Origin of the sequence: Sphingopyxis bauzanensis (assembly GCF_002205675.1) — a bacterium.
GTDB classification, from domain to species: Bacteria; Pseudomonadota; Alphaproteobacteria; order Sphingomonadales; family Sphingomonadaceae; genus Sphingopyxis; species Sphingopyxis bauzanensis.
This window is the reverse complement of record NZ_NISK01000001.1, coordinates 1,126,772-1,145,171: the sequence shown is the minus strand read 5'-3', so window position 1 is coordinate 1,145,171 and position 18,400 is coordinate 1,126,772. Positions and strand designations below refer to the sequence as shown.

At 65.5% G+C, this 18,400-nt stretch carries 17 protein-coding genes; all 17 read left to right on the top strand.

Annotated elements, in window-relative coordinates:
- Positions 1–62 precede the first annotated feature (62 nt).
- The gene (locus CDQ92_RS05555; RefSeq protein ID WP_088440603.1) at positions 63–1,043 is read left to right on the top strand and encodes a cysteine synthase A; all 981 of its coding nucleotides are present in this window, start codon (positions 63–65) and stop codon (positions 1,041–1,043) included.
- Positions 1,040–1,429, top strand: a complete 390-nt coding sequence (locus CDQ92_RS05550) for a hypothetical protein (protein ID WP_229667272.1) — start codon at positions 1,040–1,042, stop codon at positions 1,427–1,429. Before CDQ92_RS05555 ends, CDQ92_RS05550 begins: the two co-directional genes overlap by 4 nt.
- Entirely contained in the window at positions 1,426–2,589 is a 1,164-nt protein-coding gene (locus CDQ92_RS05545) for a Gldg family protein (RefSeq protein ID WP_229667275.1), read from the top strand. Before CDQ92_RS05550 ends, CDQ92_RS05545 begins: the two co-directional genes overlap by 4 nt.
- A gap of 273 nt (positions 2,590–2,862) precedes the next feature.
- Positions 2,863–3,363, top strand: a complete 501-nt coding sequence (locus tag CDQ92_RS05540) for a division/cell wall cluster transcriptional repressor MraZ (protein ID WP_088440314.1) — start codon at positions 2,863–2,865, stop codon at positions 3,361–3,363.
- Positions 3,360–4,340: a 16S rRNA (cytosine(1402)-N(4))-methyltransferase RsmH gene (gene rsmH, locus CDQ92_RS05535; protein ID WP_088440313.1), complete on the top strand. Its 981-nt coding sequence runs from the start codon at positions 3,360–3,362 to the stop codon at positions 4,338–4,340. Before CDQ92_RS05540 ends, rsmH begins: the two co-directional genes overlap by 4 nt.
- The gene (locus CDQ92_RS05530) at positions 4,334–4,927 is read left to right on the top strand and encodes a hypothetical protein (protein WP_169714531.1); all 594 of its coding nucleotides are present in this window, start codon (positions 4,334–4,336) and stop codon (positions 4,925–4,927) included. The genes rsmH and CDQ92_RS05530 overlap by 7 nt, the downstream gene beginning before the upstream one ends.
- Positions 4,924–6,618, top strand: coding sequence for a peptidoglycan D,D-transpeptidase FtsI family protein (locus CDQ92_RS05525; protein WP_088440312.1), 1,695 nt, complete (start codon positions 4,924–4,926; stop codon positions 6,616–6,618). The genes CDQ92_RS05530 and CDQ92_RS05525 overlap by 4 nt, the downstream gene beginning before the upstream one ends.
- A complete protein-coding gene (locus CDQ92_RS05520; protein WP_088440311.1) occupies positions 6,618–8,057 on the top strand; it encodes a UDP-N-acetylmuramoyl-L-alanyl-D-glutamate--2,6-diaminopimelate ligase in 1,440 nt (479 codons plus the stop codon). Before CDQ92_RS05525 ends, CDQ92_RS05520 begins: the two co-directional genes overlap by 1 nt.
- Complete coding sequence (locus CDQ92_RS05515; RefSeq protein WP_088440600.1) at positions 8,054–9,430, top strand: UDP-N-acetylmuramoyl-tripeptide--D-alanyl-D-alanine ligase; 1,377 nt, start codon at positions 8,054–8,056, stop codon at positions 9,428–9,430. Before CDQ92_RS05520 ends, CDQ92_RS05515 begins: the two co-directional genes overlap by 4 nt.
- Positions 9,430–10,500, top strand: coding sequence for a phospho-N-acetylmuramoyl-pentapeptide-transferase (gene mraY / locus CDQ92_RS05510; RefSeq protein WP_088440310.1), 1,071 nt, complete (start codon positions 9,430–9,432; stop codon positions 10,498–10,500). The genes CDQ92_RS05515 and mraY overlap by 1 nt, the downstream gene beginning before the upstream one ends.
- A complete protein-coding gene (gene murD, locus CDQ92_RS05505) occupies positions 10,497–11,801 on the top strand; it encodes a UDP-N-acetylmuramoyl-L-alanine--D-glutamate ligase (RefSeq protein ID WP_088440309.1) in 1,305 nt (434 codons plus the stop codon). Before mraY ends, murD begins: the two co-directional genes overlap by 4 nt.
- Positions 11,798–13,036, top strand: a complete 1,239-nt coding sequence (locus CDQ92_RS05500; RefSeq protein WP_188682322.1) for an FtsW/RodA/SpoVE family cell cycle protein — start codon at positions 11,798–11,800, stop codon at positions 13,034–13,036. Before murD ends, CDQ92_RS05500 begins: the two co-directional genes overlap by 4 nt.
- Positions 13,033–14,217 (top strand): undecaprenyldiphospho-muramoylpentapeptide beta-N-acetylglucosaminyltransferase, encoded by a 1,185-nt coding sequence (murG, locus tag CDQ92_RS05495; protein WP_088440308.1) that lies wholly within the window; start codon positions 13,033–13,035, stop codon positions 14,215–14,217. The genes CDQ92_RS05500 and murG overlap by 4 nt, the downstream gene beginning before the upstream one ends.
- A complete protein-coding gene (gene murC / locus CDQ92_RS05490) occupies positions 14,217–15,647 on the top strand; it encodes a UDP-N-acetylmuramate--L-alanine ligase (RefSeq protein WP_088440307.1) in 1,431 nt (476 codons plus the stop codon). The genes murG and murC overlap by 1 nt, the downstream gene beginning before the upstream one ends.
- Entirely contained in the window at positions 15,644–16,543 is a 900-nt protein-coding gene (gene murB, locus CDQ92_RS05485) for a UDP-N-acetylmuramate dehydrogenase (protein ID WP_088440306.1), read from the top strand. The genes murC and murB overlap by 4 nt, the downstream gene beginning before the upstream one ends.
- Positions 16,540–17,463: a D-alanine--D-alanine ligase gene (locus CDQ92_RS05480; protein ID WP_088440305.1), complete on the top strand. Its 924-nt coding sequence runs from the start codon at positions 16,540–16,542 to the stop codon at positions 17,461–17,463. Before murB ends, CDQ92_RS05480 begins: the two co-directional genes overlap by 4 nt.
- Complete coding sequence (locus tag CDQ92_RS05475; RefSeq protein ID WP_088440304.1) at positions 17,460–18,398, top strand: cell division protein FtsQ/DivIB; 939 nt, start codon at positions 17,460–17,462, stop codon at positions 18,396–18,398. The genes CDQ92_RS05480 and CDQ92_RS05475 overlap by 4 nt, the downstream gene beginning before the upstream one ends.
- Positions 18,399–18,400: the final 2 nt, after the last annotated feature.

Sequence of the window (18,400 nt, the reverse complement as noted above, 5' to 3'; positions counted from 1 at the left end):
ATCTTCGCCGGATCAAGCGAAGCTGTCTTGCGAGGCCGGAGGTGCGGCCCTAGATCATGGGCATGACTATTGCTGCAAACAGCCTCGACCTGATCGGCAACACCCCGCTGGTGCTGCTGAAGGGGCCGAGCGAAGCCACCGGCTGCGAAATCTGGGGCAAATGCGAATATGCCAACCCCGGCGGGTCGGTGAAGGACCGCGCCGCGCTCTATATCGTCCGCGACGCCGAAGCGAACGGCAGCCTCAAGCCCGGCGGCACGATCGTCGAGGGGACTGCGGGCAACACCGGCATCGGGCTGGCGCTGGTCGGCAACGCATTGGGGTATAAGACGATCATCGTCATGCCCGACAACCAGAGCGCCGAGAAAATGGCGACAATCCGCGCGCTCGGCGCCGAGCTGGTGCTGGTGCCGCCGGCGCCGTTCGCCAACCCCGGCCACTTCGTCCACACCTCGCGCCGCATTGCCGAGGAAACCGACAATGCGGTCTGGGCAAACCAGTTCGACAATATTGCCAACCGCAAATCGCATGTGATGGGCACCGCCGAGGAAATATGGGAGCAGATGGGCGGTCGGATCGACGGTTTTACTTGCGCTGCGGGGACAGGCGGGACGATCGCGGGGACGGGACTGGGGTTGAAGGCGCATAATCCCGACATTGTCATTGCGCTGACCGATCCGCATGGCGCCGGGCTGTATAATTATTACCAGTGCGGCGAATTGAAAGCTGAAGGCGGCAGCGTTGCCGAAGGCATCGGCCAGAACCGCATCACCGCCAACCTAGACGGCGCGCCGATCGACACCCAGTTCCGCATTTCAGATGCGGAGGGGCTAGCGGTCGTCCGGGCGCTGCTCGATGACGAAGGGCTGTGCCTGGGGCTGTCATCGGGGATCAACGTCGCCGGGGCGATGGCGCTGGCGCGGCAGCTCGGCCCGGGCAAGCGTATCGCAACCATCCTGTGCGACAGCGGCTTTCGCTACCTCTCGACGCTCTACAACCCCGAGTGGCTGGCGAGCAAAGGTCTGGCGGAGACGACAGCATGACCGATATGCGGATCGACAAAAATGCGCCGCCAAAGGTGGTGGTCCCGGCCCCGGTCAACGACACGATGCGGCGGTTGCAGATCGGTATCGCCGGGGTGCTTACGGTGTTGTTGCTCGTCGGCATGGCGGGTCTGATCGGCGACCGCGCGCGCGAAAATGTTGAGAGCGACGCAGCGACCTCTGCCGAGGTCAAAATGCCCGGCGATGAGGTTAAGACCGGCGGCGCCCCGCTTGAAGAGCTGGGGGTTCAGCCGGTGTCGCCATCGTCGAAAGATGAAAATGCCGAGACACCGGTGAAGGTGCCGCAGGCGGCACCGTCGCCCGCAACCGTTCCCGATCTTGAGCCCGATCCCGAATTGCAGCGCGCGCGCCGATCGGCTCCGTGACGATATTGTCGCGCCGCCTGTTGGTGCGCGCTGTTTCGATTGCTGTCTTGACGCTGCTGCTGACGTGGATCGGCGGCGGGCAAGCATGGCTTGGCCGGATCGATCCCGCGCTCGCAATACCCATCATCGCGCTGCCGATGCTGCTGCTGGCGCTCTGGCATCGCGGAGTGAGAACTGCGCTGCGGCGGCGGACGTTCATCGTCGCGCTAGTATGTCTGGCGACGGCGCAAGCGCTGCTTGGGGCTGTGCTGGCGGGATCGATGGTGTGGTCACAAGTGGGACTCACGCTGATGGTCGGTGCTGTGGCCGCTTTGGTCGCCGATCACGTCGTGCAATGGCGGCCGCGAAGGACATTCCTGCCCTGGCTTGCTGCGCTTGTGCTGGTGATCGGCGGGTTCGGGGGCGGGCATGCGCTGCTCGCTGCGCTCTATCGGCCCGCGACGGCATCGTCTCGCGCTCCGGCGATGACGATGCTGACGGGCCTGCCGCTGCGCTGGTCGGGTAGCGGCGATATTGCGGTGATCATTGCCGATGGGGGAGAGGATGATCCGGCGCTGGCCCAGCTTGAGGCCATGGGGCCGGTGTCGCTGGTCGACAGTCTGGTCGATTCGGTACCGCCGCCGAGCGGTACGCTGCTCATTGCGCACCCGCGCGCGCTGGCGCCGCAGGAACTGGTGGCGATTGACGCCTTTGTCCGCCGTGGCGGCAAGGCGGTGGTGCTGGCCGATGCGCTGTCGGGCTGGCCCGCGACTCACCCGCTCGGCGATCCGCGCAATCCGCCGGTGACCAGCTTGCTCACCCCTTTGCTCGATCATTGGGGGGTGGCGCTGGGCGCGGCGCCGACGGACGACAATGCGGCGTCGGTGGTCGATGTCGATGGCGCGCGGCTGCGCCTGTCGAGCGCTGGGGCATTCGAGCGCCTGCCGCCGACGTGCCGCAGCTTCGCCGACCGCCACGTCGCGCAATGCCGGATCGGAGCGGGCGAAGCGTGGCTGGTGGGTGATGCCGACCTGTTGTTTGCGCCCCTTTGGTCGCCGCTCGTGCCGGGGGCAGACCATCTGCGGCAGGCCGACACGATCGAATGGCTGTCGGCGCAGCTGTGGCCCGGTGCCGGAGTCGCGGTGCTGCAACCGCTGTGGATTCGCGCCCGCGCCAACTGAGGCGTCCTTTTGACCCCATTTTGCCCTGACGAAGCTGCGTGTTGCGGCTGCGCTGATCCGTGCCGACCGCATTTCGGCCGACTAATTGGTCATTTTGCGGCGATTAGGGGCTAGATTCCCTATTTCACCCTAAATTTCCCCTTTTCACCCTACTCTATAGTTGGTAGTTAGGAATCGGAGAGGGGCAATCTCCGCCGAAACCGAACCAACTGGAATCACGCGATTCTGGGGCCAGGAAAGTATTGCCCGCAGGCGCATACGGGGGGCAGAGCGATGGCGATTGTGACGCCCGGCCAGTATGCGGGAACCAGCTTCGCTGCGATCGATGGCAAGGGACGCATCGCCGTCCCCTCTCAGTTCCGCAACAATGTGCCCCTTACGGCGGACGGCCAGCGCGTGCTTTGGGTTGGCTTCCACGAAAAGCTGCCCTGCCTCGTCGCCTATGGCCACGATCAATATGACCGACTGAATGGCGAGATCGAACGCGACCGCGACACTGCGCGTTCGCGCAACCTCGATTTCGACGAGGATGCCGAGTTTAAGAAGCGCTTCAGCTACACCGATGCCTATGCGCTCGACGACAGCGGGCGCTTCTTGCCCGGCTTCACCCACCGCGACCGCGTCGGCGACGTCGGTGCGACCGCCTTTGTAGGGTCGGGTCGCCGGTTTGAAATCTGGTGGTTGCCGACGCTCGCCGAATGCGCCGACGCCGATCCGGTGCTGCAGCGGCTCGCCGCGGCATGGGATGCGACCAAAGGGAAGGGGCGCAAATGAGCGACCTTTCCCGCGATCCCCGCCACGACCCCGTCCTGCGCGACGAAGTGATCGCCGCGCTCGCCATCGCCCCTGGTGAGCGTCATGTCGATGCGACCTTTGGTGCCGGTGGCTATGCCCGCGCGATGCTCGCCGCGGGCGCCGACGTCGTCGCCTGCGACCGCGATCCCGATGCGATTGCCGAAGGGCAGGTGCTGGTCGAGGAAGCCGATGGCAAGCTGACGCTGATCCACGGCCGCTTTGGTGAAATCGACCGGCTGCTCGCCGAACGCGGCATCGACGCCGTCGATGGCATCACCTTCGACATCGGCGTGTCGTCCATGCAGCTCGATCAGGGCGAGCGCGGCTTTTCGTTTCAGAAGGACGGCCCGCTCGACATGCGGATGGCGCAGGACGGCGAAAGCGCCGCCGAGTGGCTGAACCGCGCCGAAGAGACCGAGATCGCCGACGTTCTATTCCATTATGGTGATGAGCGTCAGTCGCGCCGCGTCGCGCGTGCGATCGTTGCCGCGCGCCCGCTCAGACGTACCGCCGAGCTGGCGACGGTGATCCGCAAGGCGCTGCGCCACCCGCCCGGCGCGCCCAAGGATCCGTCAACGAAGAGCTTTCAGGCGATCCGCATTCACATCAATTCTGAACTCGACGAGCTGGTCGCGGGGCTCGCCGCCGCCGAACGGTTGCTCCGCCCGGGCGGCCGGTTGGCGGTGGTCAGCTTTCACAGCACCGAAGACCGGATCGTGAAGAATTTTCTGCGCGAACGGAGCGGAAGCGATGCCGCTGGTTCGCGTCACCGGCCCGCGCCGATTCCTCTGGCGCGGGCCGCCACTTTCGAAACGCCGGCGCGCAAAGTGCGGCCGAGCAAGGCCGAAGAGACGCGCAACCCGCGCGCCCGCTCGGCCACGCTGCGCAGCGCGGTGCGGACGGCAGCCCCGGCCTGGCCGGGTCAATCCAATATGAAGGAGGCGATCTCATGCTGATGGCGGCGCGCAAACTTCAGGGCATCGGGCTGGTCCTGCTCGTGCTCATCTGTGCCATGATGCTCTATCCCGTGTCGCTCAAGGTCGCAGCGACGCGCAGCGAGCTGACGCGCATCGAAAAAAAGATTGAGCGCAGCCGCGACAATATCCGCTACCTCGAATCCGAACTCGCGGTGCGCGCGTCGATGCGCCAGCTCGAGCAGTGGAACGCCGACACCTTTGGTTATTCGGCGCCGGGTGCCGATCAATATCTCGCCAATGAGCGCCAGCTCGCCTCGCTCGATGGCCTGCCGCGCGCCCGCGGCGCCAACGAGGTCGCGCCGGTGTTGATGGCGATGGTATCGCCGGTCGCCGTTCCAACAGCGGCAAAGGAAAGCCCGGTTGTAGCAAAGCCCGCTGCGACGAAGACCGTCATGCTGGCGCAGGCCGAAACCGGCATCCGCAGCGACGCTGTGCCGCGCATGACGCCGACCCGTCGCCGCGAGCAGATCAAGATGATCGAGGACCAGTTGCTCGCCGAATCGACGCTCACCGACCTGAAGCGTGCCGCCGCCGCCGAAGCCGCAGGGGGCAAGCCCAGCCGATGAACACGCTGGTCGTCCGTCCGACGCGCGTGCGTACCGCTGGGGTGCGGCAGCAGATCTTGCTGACCGCGCAGCAGCGTCTGATGATCTTGATGCTGCTGTTCATGGCGGCATTTTTTCTGGTGTCGGTCCGTCTGGTCTATTTCGCGCTGTTCGATACCGGGTCGCGCAATGGGTCGGCGTCGGCCGCCTTCATCCCGGCGCGCGCCGATATCGTCGATCGCAACGGTGTGCCGCTGGCGCGCACGATCGACGGTTACGCGATCCGCGTCGTTCCCGAAAAGCTGCTCAACAACCGACAGTATCTGGCTGACGAACTGCACAAGATTTTTCCCGATATGCCCCGGGCCGAGCTGCTCGCCAAGGTCAGCGGATCGCGCCCGACTTATATCCGCCGCCGCGCGCTGCCCGACCAGGTCGCGGCGGTGAATGCGATCGGCGACGTCGGGTTCGATTTTCCGCGCGAAAAGGAGCGGTTGTATCCGCAGCTTTCGCTTGCTGCGCATGTTTTGGGTTTCACCGATGCCGCGGGCCATGGCGTTACCGGGGTCGAAGGCGCATTCGACAACCGCCTGATCGACAAGGCGACGCGCGGCGATCCGCTGGCGCTGTCGATCGACGCGCGCGTGCAGGGGGTGCTCGAAAGCGAATTGGGTTCGGCGGTTGCAAACCTTGAAGCCATCGGCGGCGCGGGGATCATCCTCGACGTTCACACGGGCGAAGTGATGGCGATGACGTCGCTGCCGACCTTCAACCCGAACAAGCTGAGCGGCAGCGATCCCGCGACGCGCCGCAATGCGATGACGCATAATCTGTATGAGCTTGGGTCGACCTTCAAGCCGTTGACCGTTGCTGCTGCGATCGACGCGGGCACCGTCACCAGTATGGCGCGCCGCTATGACGCGACGCAGCCGCTGGCGATCGCCGGGTTCCGGATCCGAGACAGCCATCCGTCGAACCGCTGGCTGAATGTACCTGAGACTTTGATCCACAGCTCGAACATCACCACCGCGCGCATTTCCGACGAACTTGGCCGCGAAAAGATGGAGGCGATGTTCCGCAGCCTGGAATTTGACGGTCGCCCGCAGATCGATATCAAGGAACGCGCCTTCCCGCTGTGGCCGCGCGACTGGGGCCGGTTGACGACGATGACCACCGGGTACGGCCATGGTATTGCTGTCACCCCGCTGCATCTCGCCAGCGCTTATGCCGCGCTGGTCAATGGCGGCATTTATCGTCCGGCGACGGTCACCAAACTCGGCGACCAGGCGCCGCCGAAGGGCCGCCGCGTGTTCAAGGCCGCGACCAGCGCGCGGATGCGCCAGTTGCTGCGTCTGATCGTGTCCGACGGCACCGGCAAAAAGGCCGAAGCGCCAGGCTTCCGCGTCGGGGGCAAGACTGGCAGCGCCGAAAAGCCGGGCGCGGGCGGCTATCGCCGCAGCTCGGTCGTCGCGACCTTCGCCGCGGCCTTTCCGATGGACAATCCGCGCTACGTTGTGCTGGTGATGATCGATGAGCCGAAGGGCAATGCCTTTAGCTCGGGGCAGCGTACTGCGGGCTGGACCGCGGCGCCGGTGGTGAGCAAGGTCGTCACCCGCGCCGGTCCGATGCTGGGCGTCTTCCCCGACGAAAGCCGCGACGTCGATGTGTCCGAACTCACCCCGCTGCTGTGGAGAAACGGGGAAGAGGAATAATGCGCCTGTCCGCGCTGATAGGCGACGCTGGGCCGGTGGGCACCGATCCGGTCGTCACCGGCCTTGCCATCGATCATCGCAAGGTTGCGCCGGGGACGATCTTCGGCGCGTTTGTCGGCGAAAAATTCAACGGCGAAGATTTCATTCCGGCGGCAGTCGAAGCCGGGGCGATTGCGGTTGTCGCGCGGCCCGAGGCGCCGGTTGCCGGCGCAGTGCATGTGGCCGATGCCAATCCGCGCCGCGCTTTTGCCCATATCGCGGCACATTATTTTCATCGTTTTCCGGCGACCTGCGTCGCAGTGACCGGGACCAACGGCAAGACTTCGACCGTCGAAATGACGCGGCAGTTGTGGAGGATGGCGGGTTTTTACGCCGCGTCGATCGGCACGCTGGGCATCACGACGTCGAACGACAGTGCCTCGACCGGGCTGACGACGCCCGACATCGTGACCTTCCTGAGCAATATGTCGGGGCTCGCAACCGAAGGCGTCAGCCATGCGGCGTTCGAGGCATCGAGCCACGGTCTCGACCAGTATCGCACCGAGGGGCTGCCGGTAAAGGCGGCGGCATTCACTAACCTCAGCCACGATCATCTCGATTATCATGGCACGATGGAGGCCTATCTTGCTGCCAAGTTGCGGCTGTTCAGCGAAGTGGTGGAACCCGGCGGCACGGCGGTCGTGTGGAACGACGATGCCTATTCTGCCGCCGTGGTCGACACGGCGCGCGCACGCGCCGTGCGGCTGATGACCGTTGGCGTGACGGGCGACGACCTGCGCCTCGTTTCGCGCGAACCGACTCAGCTTGGGCAGTCACTCGTCATCGCGGCGGGCGATGTGAACCACAAGATCGATCTGCCGCTGATCGGGGCGTATCAGGTCGCCAATGCGCTGGTGTCGGCGGGTCTGGTCATCGCGACGGGCGGCGATGTCGCGCAGACGCTCGCCAATCTGGAGCGGCTTCAGCCGGTACGCGGGCGGCTGGAGCGTGCGGCGATCACCCGGGCAGGTGCGCCGATCTATGTCGATTATGCCCACACCCCCGACGCGATCGAGGCGGCACTCGACGCGCTGCGCCCGCATGCGAGCGGGCGGTTGATCCTGGTGTTCGGAGCCGGCGGCGACCGGGATCAGGCGAAGCGCCCCGAGATGGGCCGGGTGGCCGCCGCGAAAGCCGATGTGCTGATCATCACCGACGACAACCCGCGCGGTGAGGATCCGGAATTGATCCGTGCCGCAATCGCTGCGGGCGCACCGACCGCGCAGGTCATCGAGGACCGCCGCGCCGCGATTGCTGCCGCGATTGCAAAGGCGCGCGCCGACGACATCGTCTGCATCGCGGGCAAGGGGCATGAACAGGGGCAGATCGTCGGCGCGGGCACCGCGATGCGCGTCCTTCCCTTCGACGACGTTGCCGTTGCGCGCGAGTGCGCGGCATGACCCCGCTGTGGACCGCGCGCGCCATCGCTGCTGCAACCGGCGGGGAAGCGAGCAGCGATTTTACCGTGCATGGCGTTGCTTTCGATTCGCGTGAGGTGACCACCAGTGACCTGTTTGTCGCGATGCGCGGCGAGGCGACCGACGGACACAAGTTCATCGACAAGGCGATTGCAGCGGGCGCTGCTGGCATCGTCTGCGAAAGCACCATCGACCACCCGCATGTCCGCGTCGCCGACAGCGCCGCGGCCCTGAACGCGCTCGGCACCGCGTCGCGCGCGCGCAGCCATGGCCGCATCATCGGGGTGACCGGGTCGGCGGGCAAGACCGGGACGAAGGAGGCGCTGTTCGCGGCGCTCGATCGCTTCCGTCCCGGCAAGGCGCACCGCTCGGTCAAAAGCTATAACAACCATGTCGGGGTACCCCTCAGCCTGGCGCGGATGCCCTCGACCGCCGATTTCGGGGTGTTCGAGATGGGAATGAACCATGTCGGCGAACTCGCCGAACTGACGCGCATGGTCCGCCCGCATGTCGCCATCGTCACCACCATCGCCCCGGCACATCTGGAGTTTTTCGGAAGCGAAGAAGCCATCGCCGACGCGAAGGGCGAGATTTTCGAAGGGTTGGAGCCCGGCGGCACTGCGATCGTGCCCTTCGACAGCCCGCACTACGCGCGGCTGCGCGCCAAGGCCGAGCAGCACGCCGCGCATGTCATCAGCTTTGGGCTGGGTGCCGATGCCGATGTGCGCGCGGTCGATTGGCTTTCGGACGGCAAGGGCGGATCGCTCGTGACCGCGCAGGTGCAGGACGCGCTGCTGTGCTTCACGATCGCGCAGGCGGGGGCGCATTGGGTGTCCAATTCGCTCGCAGTGCTCGCGGCGGTGAAGGCGGTGGGCGGAGACCTGCCCGCGGCAGGACTGGCCTTTGCGGAAATGGCCGGGCTGGCCGGACGCGGCGCGCGGCACCGCGTGCCGTTCGGCGGCGGGCATATCCTGCTGATCGACGAAAGCTACAACGCCAACCCCGCTTCGATGGCGGCGACGATCGGCCAGCTCGGCAGCGAATCGGGCGAGCGCCGGATCGCGATTCTGGGGGCGATGAAGGAACTGGGTCCTGATGGCGCAGCCTATCATGCTGACCTCGCGGCTCCGCTCGTCGCAGCCGGGGTGCAGTTCGCCCTGCTCGTCAGCGACGAGATCGCGCCGCTGGCAAAGGCGCTTGAGGGCCGCATCGATTTCGCGCATGTCGCCGACCATTCGGCCGCCAAAGCGCGGCTGGGCGACTTGATCCGTCCCGGCGACACGGTGCTGATCAAGGGGTCGAACAGCGTCGGCCTGTCGCATCTGGTGACCGCGCTGACCAACGGGGAATTTTGATGCTTTACTGGCTGGCGGAATGGCTGGGCTTTCCGGGGGTTCTCAACCTCATTCGCTATCTGAGCTTCCGCTCGGGCGCCGCGGTTGCGACCGCGCTGATCATCGGGCTGTGGATCGGGCCGCGCTTCATCCTGATGCTGCGTATGCGGCAAGGGAAGGGCCAGCCGATCCGCGAGGACGGGCCGCAAAGCCACCTCGCAAAAAAAGGCACGCCGACAATGGGCGGGCTGATGATCCTCATCTCGCTGATGATCTCGGCGCTGCTGTGGATGGACCTGTCGAACCGCTTTGTATGGGCGTGTATTTTTGTGACCGGCGGGTTTGCGGCGGTTGGTTTCCTCGACGATCTCGATAAGGTCACCAAGGCCAGCCACCGCGGGATTCCGGGGCGGGTGCGGCTGCTGATCGAGTTTCTGATCGCGGGCGTGGCGGTGTTCCTGATCGTGTCACGCACCGGCACCGACCTGTATCTGCCGTTTTTCAGCGGTATCGTGCTCGAACTCGGGCCGCTCTATTATGTCTTTGCGATGGTGCTGATCGTCGGCTTTGGCAACGCGGTGAACCTGACCGACGGGCTCGACGGTCTCGCGACCTTCCCGGTGATCATCGCCAGCATGGCCATGCTGATCATCGTTTACCTGTCGGGCAACGCCAAGTTCGCTGAATATCTGGGCATTCCGCACGTCGCGGGGGCGGGTGAACTCGCCATCTTCGCCGCCGCGATCATCGGCGCCTGTCTGGCCTTCCTGTGGTTCAACGCCCCGCCCGCGGCGGTGTTCATGGGCGATACCGGTAGCCTCGCACTCGGCGGCGCGCTGGCGACGATCGCGGTGACCGCGCAGCACGAACTGGTGCTGGTGTTGATCGGCGGGCTGTTCGTGGTCGAGGCCTTGTCGGTGATCATCCAGGTGTTCTGGTACAAGCGCACCGGCAAGCGGGTGTTCCGCATGGCGCCGATCCACCATCATTTCGAACAATTGGGCTGGCCCGAATCGACCGTGGTTATCCGTTTCTGGATCGTGTCGATCGTCCTTGCGCTCGCGGGACTCGCGACCTTGAAACTGCGGTGATCACCTCGCGCGCCTTTGCCGGTCGCCGCTATGCGGTGCTGGGGCTGGCGCGCTCGGGGCTCGCGACGGTCGAGGCTCTCGTCGCCAGCGGCGCCGGGGTCACGGCGTGGGACGACCGCGAGGAGGCGTGCGACGATGCGATGGCGCTGGGCGCCGACATTGGCAATCCGCTCGACATCGACTTGATCGGTTTCGCCGGGGTCGTCGTCTCGCCAGGCGTGCCACTCAACCGCCACCCGATCGCGGCCCATGCGCGCGAGGCACATGTGCCGGTGATCGGCGACGTCGAGCTGTTTGCCGAGGCGCGGGGCGACCTGCCGCCGCACAAGGTCGTCGGGATCACCGGGACCAACGGCAAGTCGACGGTCACTGCGCTGATCCATCATATGCTGGCGAGCGCAGGGGTTCCGTCGTTGATGGGCGGCAATATCGGGCTGCCGATCCTGTCGCGCGACCCGCTGCCCGAGGGCGGGGTCTATGTGCTTGAACTGTCGAGCTACCAGATCGACCTGTCGCACAGCTTGGCGTGCGACGTTGCCGTGCTTACGAATCTCAGCCCCGATCACCTCGACCGCTATGACGGCTTTACCGGCTATGCTGCGTCGAAGGCGCGGCTGTTCGGCTTGCAGCGCCGCGATCAGGTCGCGATCGTTGCGGTCGATGACGATCCGTCGAAGATGATCGCGAGCCGGATCAACCATCGGCTGCACCGCGTGTCGGGCCAGGACATCGATCCGGTCGACCAGCACCGCTGGCCCGCGCTGCAAGGCCCGCACAATGCGCAGAACGCCGTCTGCGCGATTGCTGTGTGCCGGGTACTGGGATTGAACGACGAACAGATTGAGCGCGGCCTCGCGACCTACACGTCGCTGCCGCATCGCATGGAATTGGTCGGCGAAGTCGCGGGTGTCCGCTGGTTCAATGACAGCAAGGCGACCAACGCGGCTTCCGCTGCACCGGCGCTGGCGGCCTTTCCGCCGGCGCCGGACCAGCGTTTGCACTGGATCGTCGGCGGGCAGGCGAAAGGCGACGGGCTGGCGGCGTGCCGCCCGTGGTTCGGCCATGTGAAGCAGGCGTATCTGATCGGCGCTGCGACGGAATCTTTTGCCGCCGAGATCGGCGATGCGGTTCCGGTCGATCTTTCCGGCGATATGGCGACGGCGGTTGCGCATGCGGCGGCGGCGGCAAAGGCCGGCGACATCGTGCTGCTGTCGCCCGCCTGCGCGTCGTTCGACCAGTTCAAGGATTTTGAGCAGCGCGGCGATGTCTTTCGCGGACTTGTGCAAGCGCTTGGGGCATGAGCGGGGGAATGGACAATATGGACGCCACGACCGAGCGGCCGGTGATCGCGGCGACGCGCACCGTCAAGCGCCGCGGCCCGCGGCTCAGCCGCGCCGACCGCACTCCGCTGGGCCTGTGGTTCTGGGAAATCGACCGCGTCCTGCTGCTGCTGGTGTCGATGCTGGTCGCAATCGGGCTGGTCGCGGTCGCCGCAGCGTCACCGGTGGCGGCGCAGAAATTGTCGACCAGCACGGCGTTGCTCGACCCGCTTTATTATTTCTACCGCCAGCTGATGTGGGTGATCGTCGGGGTTCCGGTGATGCTGGGTGTGTCGATGCTGCCCAAGGCGCAGGCGCGGCGTTTCGCGATTTACGGCACGATCATCTTTCTAGTCCTGCTGTTCCTCGTGCCGTTGTTCGGTGCCACGGTGAACGGCGCGCAGCGCTGGATCGGCAGCGGAATTTTCCGGTTGCAGCCGTCGGAGTTTCTCAAGCCCTTCTTCGCCGTGTCGCTCGCGTGGATCTTGTCGCTCCGCTTGCACGATCAGAGCCTGCCGGTCGTCCCGCTCAGCTTTGTGTTGACCGGGGTCATCGCGGTGTTGCTGATGGGCCAGCCCGATCTCGGCCAGACCGTCATCTTCGCCGCGACTTGGCTGGTGCTGGTGTTGGTCGCCGGGCTGTCGATGCGGATCATGGGGATGCTCGCGGCGACCGGGGTCGTCGGCATCATCCTCGCCTATTTCTTCTATCCGGTGGCGCAGCAGCGCATCAATATCTGGCTGTTCGCCGAGGGTGACAGTTTCCAGGTCGACAAGGCCCATGCGACCCTGACCGCGGGCGGGCTGATCGGCACCGGCCCGGGCGCAGGGTTGGCGAAATTCCAGCTCCCCGAGGCGCACACCGATTATATCTTCTCGGTCATCGGCGAAGAATTCGGGATGATCGCGTGCATCGCGATCGCGATCCTCTATCTCGCGATCATCGTGCGGGTGCTGGTGCGCCTGCTCGACGAGGAGGATAGTTTCCTGATCCTCGCGGTCGCGGCGCTGATCGCGCAATTCGGCGGGCAGGCGGTGATCAACATGGCGGTCAACACCCAGATCTTCCCGTCGAAAGGCATGACCTTGCCGTTCATCAGCTATGGTGGTTCGTCGTTCATTGCGCTGTCGATCGGCATGGGTTTGCTCTTGTCGCTGACCCGGCGAAACCCCTATGCGGCGCGGGTGTCGATGACCCGCAATTGGAACAAGAAATGACTGCAACGCGCCACTATCTTCTCGCCGCCGGTGGGACGGGGGGACATATGCTGCCCGCCTATGCGCTTGCGGGCGAACTGATTGCGCGTGGACACCGCGTCGCGTTGGTCAGCGATGACCGCGGCCTGAAAATTCCTGGCGCGCCGCATGAGCTTGAAACGCATGTGCTGCCAGCGGGCCGTGTCACTGGCGGTCCGGTCGGCTGGATAAAAGCGGCGCTGGCGATCCGCAAAGGGCGCCGCATGGCGATCGACTTGATCCGCGACTTCGACCCGGCGGTCGTCGTCGGCTTCGGCGGTTATCCGTCGCTGCCCAGCTTGCTTGCGGCGGGCGCGACGAAACGGCCGCGCGTGCTGCACGAACAAAATGCCGTGCTCGGCCGCGTCAATCGCATGATGGCGCCGCGCGTCGATGCGGTGGCGGTCGCTTACCACAATATCCAACGTTACCCGGCAGGGCATGAGCTGAAGAAACATATCACCGGCAACCCGGTGCGCGACGAGATTATCGCGATCCGTGAGGAAGGTTTTCCGCCGCTGACCGAGGACGGCATTTTTCGTCTGCTCGTGGTCGGCGGCAGCTTGGGCGCGACGGTGCTCAGCGACGTGGTCCCCGCCGCGATCGCGATGCTGCCGCGCGCGCTGCTCGACCGGTTGCAGGTGGTGCAGCAATGCCGCGACGCCGATCTGGATGAGGTGCGCGGCAAATATGCCGACATGGGGGTCGCCGCCGAATGCGCGACCTATATCGCCGATTTCCCCGACCGGCTGCGCTGGGCGCATCTGGTGATTGCGCGCGCCGGGGCATCCACGGTCGCTGAGCTGGCCTGCGCCGGGCGACCGGCAATCTTCGTTCCCTATCCGCACGCGATGGACAATCACCAGACCTGGAATGTCGTCGATATGGTCGAGGCGGGCGGGGCGCGGTCGATCCCGCAGCCGCAATTCACAGCCAGCGAGCTCGCCAAGCAGATTCAGCGCATGGCGCTCGAACCCGGCGCGCTGGAAAATGCCGCCGCGCGCGCCGCGAGCTGCGGCCTGCCCGATGCGACCCGCGATCTGGCCGACCTCGTCGAATCGCTCGCCGCGCCGCCGATGATGGACGTCATCCGCGTCGGTGCGCTGTCGGGCCAGCGCGCCGCAGCGAGCGGCATGGCGTCGGCGCGCATGGGAGGCGAGTGATGCGCGGCGTTGCGACCGACATCGGCACCATCCATTTCATCGGCATCGGCGGCATCGGCATGTCGGGGATCGCCGAAGTGATGCACAACCTGGGTTATCAGGTGCAGGGCAGCGACATCGCCGACGGCTATGTCATCGATGGCTTGCGCAAGCGCGGGATCAAGGTTGCAATCGGTCATGACGCCGCGAACGTCGATGGCGTCGCGGTGGTCGTCACCTCGACCGCGGTCAAGCGCGGCAATCCCGAGGTCGAGGCGGCGCTCGCGCACCGCATCCCGCTCGTCCGCCGCGCCGAAATGCTCGCCGAGTTGATGCGGCTGAAATCGACCGTCGCCATCGCTGGCACCCACGGCAAGACGACGACGACCAGCCTTGTCGCCGCGCTACTTGACGCGGGCGGCATCGATCCGACGGTGATCAACGGCGGCATCATCAACAATTATGGCTCGAACGCGCGCCTCGGCGCCAGCGACTGGATGGTGGTCGAGGCCGACGAGAGCGACGGCAGCTTCCTCCGCCTCGACGGCACGATCGCGGTCGTCACCAACATCGATCCCGAACATCTCGACCATTATGGCAGCTTCGATGCGATCAAGGACGCTTTCGTCGAGTTCATCGAGAATGTGCCTTTCTATGGCGCCGCGATGCTCTGTCTCGACCATCCCGAAGTGCAGGCGATCATTCCGCGCATCCGCGACCGGCGGATCGTGACCTATGGCTTTTCGGCGCAGGCCGACGTGCGCGGCACCAATGTGGTGCCTGGTCCCGACGGCAACCGCTTCGACGTCGTCGTGCGCGACCGCGACGGGAACAGCCGGACGGTCGAGGGCATCCATTTGCCGATGTCGGGCCGCCACAATGTCCAGAATTCGCTCGCCGCGATTGCGGTCGCGCTTCACATGGGTGTCAGTGACGACAAGATCGTGTCGGGCTTCAATGGCTTTGCCGGGGTCAAGCGCCGCTTCACCAAGGTTGGCGAGATCGAGGTCGAGGGCGGCGTGGTCACGGTGATAGACGACTACGCCCACCACCCGGTCGAAATCCGGGCGGTGCTGTCGGCGGCGCGCGAAGGTGTCGGGGCAGGGCGCGTCGTCGGCGTGGTTCAGCCGCACCGCTTCACGCGCCTGCGCGACCATATGGACGATTTCCAGCAGGCGTTTAACGACGCCGACATGGTGCTGGCGCTGCCGGTCTATGCCGCGGGCGAGGCGTCGATCGACGGCGTGTCGTCAGACGCGCTGGTCGCGGGTTTGCGCGATCGCGGGCATCGGCAGGCAAGCGTCGTTGCGGATGCGCGGGCGTTGGCCTCGGCCATCGCCGCCAGCATTGCCGCGGGCGATCTGGGCGCGGGCGATATGGTCATCTGCCTTGGTGCGGGTGATATAACGAAGATGGCAGCGGGTTTGGCGAACGTGGTTGAGGCGGCGTGAGCACCGCCGAAACCCTTCCCGTCGTGCGCGGCAAGTTGACGGCGAAGGCGCCGCTGGCGCCGCTCGTCTGGTTCAAGTCGGGTGGCCCCGCCGACTGGCTGTTCGAACCCAAGGACGCGGGTGACCTGTCGGATTTCCTTCGCGACTTGGATCCTGCCATCCCGGTGATGGCACTCGGCCTCGGCTCGAACCTCATCGTCCGCGACGGCGGCTTCCCGGGCGTCGTCGTCCGACTCGGCAAGACCTTTGCCAAGGTGACGGTTGAGGATGGGCAGACGCTAAGCTGCGGCGGCGGCGCTTCTGGCATTCTGGTCTCTTCGACGGCACGGGATGTCGGTGTAGGGGGCCTCGAGTTTCTTCGCTCCATTCCGGGCACCGTTGGCGGCTTCGTCCGCATGAACGGCGGCGCCTACGGCCGGGAGGTGAAGGACATACTGATCGATGCCGACGTTGTGCTGCGGTCGGGCGAGCGCCGCACGTTGTCGCTCGCCGACCTCGGCTACACCTATCGCCATAGCGAGCTGCCCGAGGGGGCGGTTGTTATCGGCGCGACCTTCCGCGGTCGGCCCGGCGAGCCCGCGGTGATCCAGGCCGAAATGGACCGCATCTCCGCAAGCCGCGAAGCGTCGCAGCCGCTGCGTTCGAAAACCGGTGGCTCGACCTTCAAGAACCCCGACGGCCACAAGGCTTGGCAGCTCGTCGACGAGGCCGGGTGCCGTGGTTTCGCGGTTGGCGGCGCGCAGGTCAGCGAAAAGCACACCAATTTTTTGATCAACACCGGCGATGCGACCAGCGCCGACATCGAAGCGCTTGGTGAAGAAGTTCGCCGCCGCGTGAAGAACAAGAGCGGTGTGGATTTGCAATGGGAGATTCAACGCGTGGGTAAGCCCGAATGAGCCGGGGTCCGTGGCATGTCGCCGTCCTGATGGGCGGCTGGTCGGCTGAGCGCGAGGTGTCGCTGATGAGCGGCAACGGCGTTGCCGACGCGCTCGAAAGCCGCGGTCACAAGGTCACGCGGATCGACATGGATCGCGACGTGGCGCAGCGGCTGGCCGAGGCGAAACCCGACGTCGTGTTCAATGCGCTGCATGGTGTTCCGGGCGAAGACGGTACGGTGCAGGGCATGCTCGACCTGATGGGGCTCAAATATACCCACAGCGGGCTCGTCACCTCAGTGATCGCCATCGACAAGGAATTGACGAAGCAGGCGCTGGTGCCGCATGGTATTCCGATGCCGACGGGGACCATGGTCGACAGCGAGAGCCTCTATTCCATCGACCCCTTGCCGCGCCCCTATGTGCTGAAGCCCGTCAACGAGGGCTCGTCGGTCGGGGTCGCGATTGTCAAGGACGACAGCAATTACGGCAACCCGATCGCGCGCGAGGCCGTGGGTCCGTGGCAGGAATTCGACCGCCTGCTCGCCGAACCTTTTATCAAGGGGCGCGAGCTGACCGTTGCGGTGCTCGGCGATCAGGCGCTCGCGGTGACCGAGCTGCGCGTCAAGTCGGGCTTCTATGATTATGACGCCAAATATACCGACGGACTAACCGAGCATGTCTGCCCCGCCGATGTCCCCGCCGACGTCGCGCAGCGAATGATGGACCTGGCGCTGCAATCGCATCGCCTGCTCGGCTGCAAGGGCGCCTCGCGCTCCGATTTTCGCTGGGACGACGAACATGGGCTGGCGGGCATCTATCTGCTCGAAGTTAACACACAGCCGGGGATGACGCCGCTCAGCCTCGTGCCCGAACAGGGTCGCGCGGTCGGCATGGATTATGCCGAACTGGTCGAACGCATCGTGGGGGAAGCGTTATGAGTAACACGCGGATCAAGCGCGGCAGCTCGCCGCCACGCCGACCAGCACGGACGCCGAAGAAGCGCCGCAAGGTACAGACGTCGCGGCTCAACGCGATAATCAACGCGCTGCCGATCAGCCCGCAGCGGCTGCAGAAAGTCGCCAACTGGACGATCGGGCTCGGCCTGTTCGCGGTCGCGGGCCTTGCCGCCCACGCCACCGGGGTTACCGCCAAGATTCATGAGGAATATGCGCAGGCGGTCGGCCGCGCCGGGTTTCAGGTCAAGAAGGTCGAGGTCGTTGGGGCCGATCGTATCGACCGGCTGAAAGTTTACGACATTGCGCTGGCCCAAAAGGACCGTTCGATGGCGGCGGTCGACCTCGACGGCGTGCGCGGCGATTTGATGCGCTATGGCTGGATCAAGGATGCGCGCGTGTCGCGGCGGCTGCCCGATACATTGGTTGTCGACATCGTCGAACGCACCCCGGCGGCGATCTGGCAGCATAATAATCGCCTGTCGTTAATCGACGAAAAGGGTGTGGTGCTTGAGCCGGTGACCGTCGCGACGATGCCCGACCTGCCGTTGGTTATCGGCCCCAAGGCGAACCAGCGCTCGCAGGATCTCGACCGCTTGCTGGCCGAGGCAAGCTCGTTGAAAGAATTGCTCGCGGGCGCAACCTGGGTCGGCAACCGCCGCTGGGATTTGCGTTTCCGCAGCGGTGAAACGCTATCGCTCCCCGAAGGTGAAGTTGCAGCAAAGGCCGCGCTCGCCAAATTTGCGCATCTGGATGGCGCCAACCGCTTGCTCGGGCGCGGCATCCTGCGTTTCGACATGCGCGATCCGGCGCGGTTCGTGCTACGCCTGCCGCATGAGGGGCAGGTGGCGCCCGCAAAGCTCGACGACGCACGCGCCGCGGTCGATGCGGTCGCGACCACCGCGTCGAACGAAGGATAGGG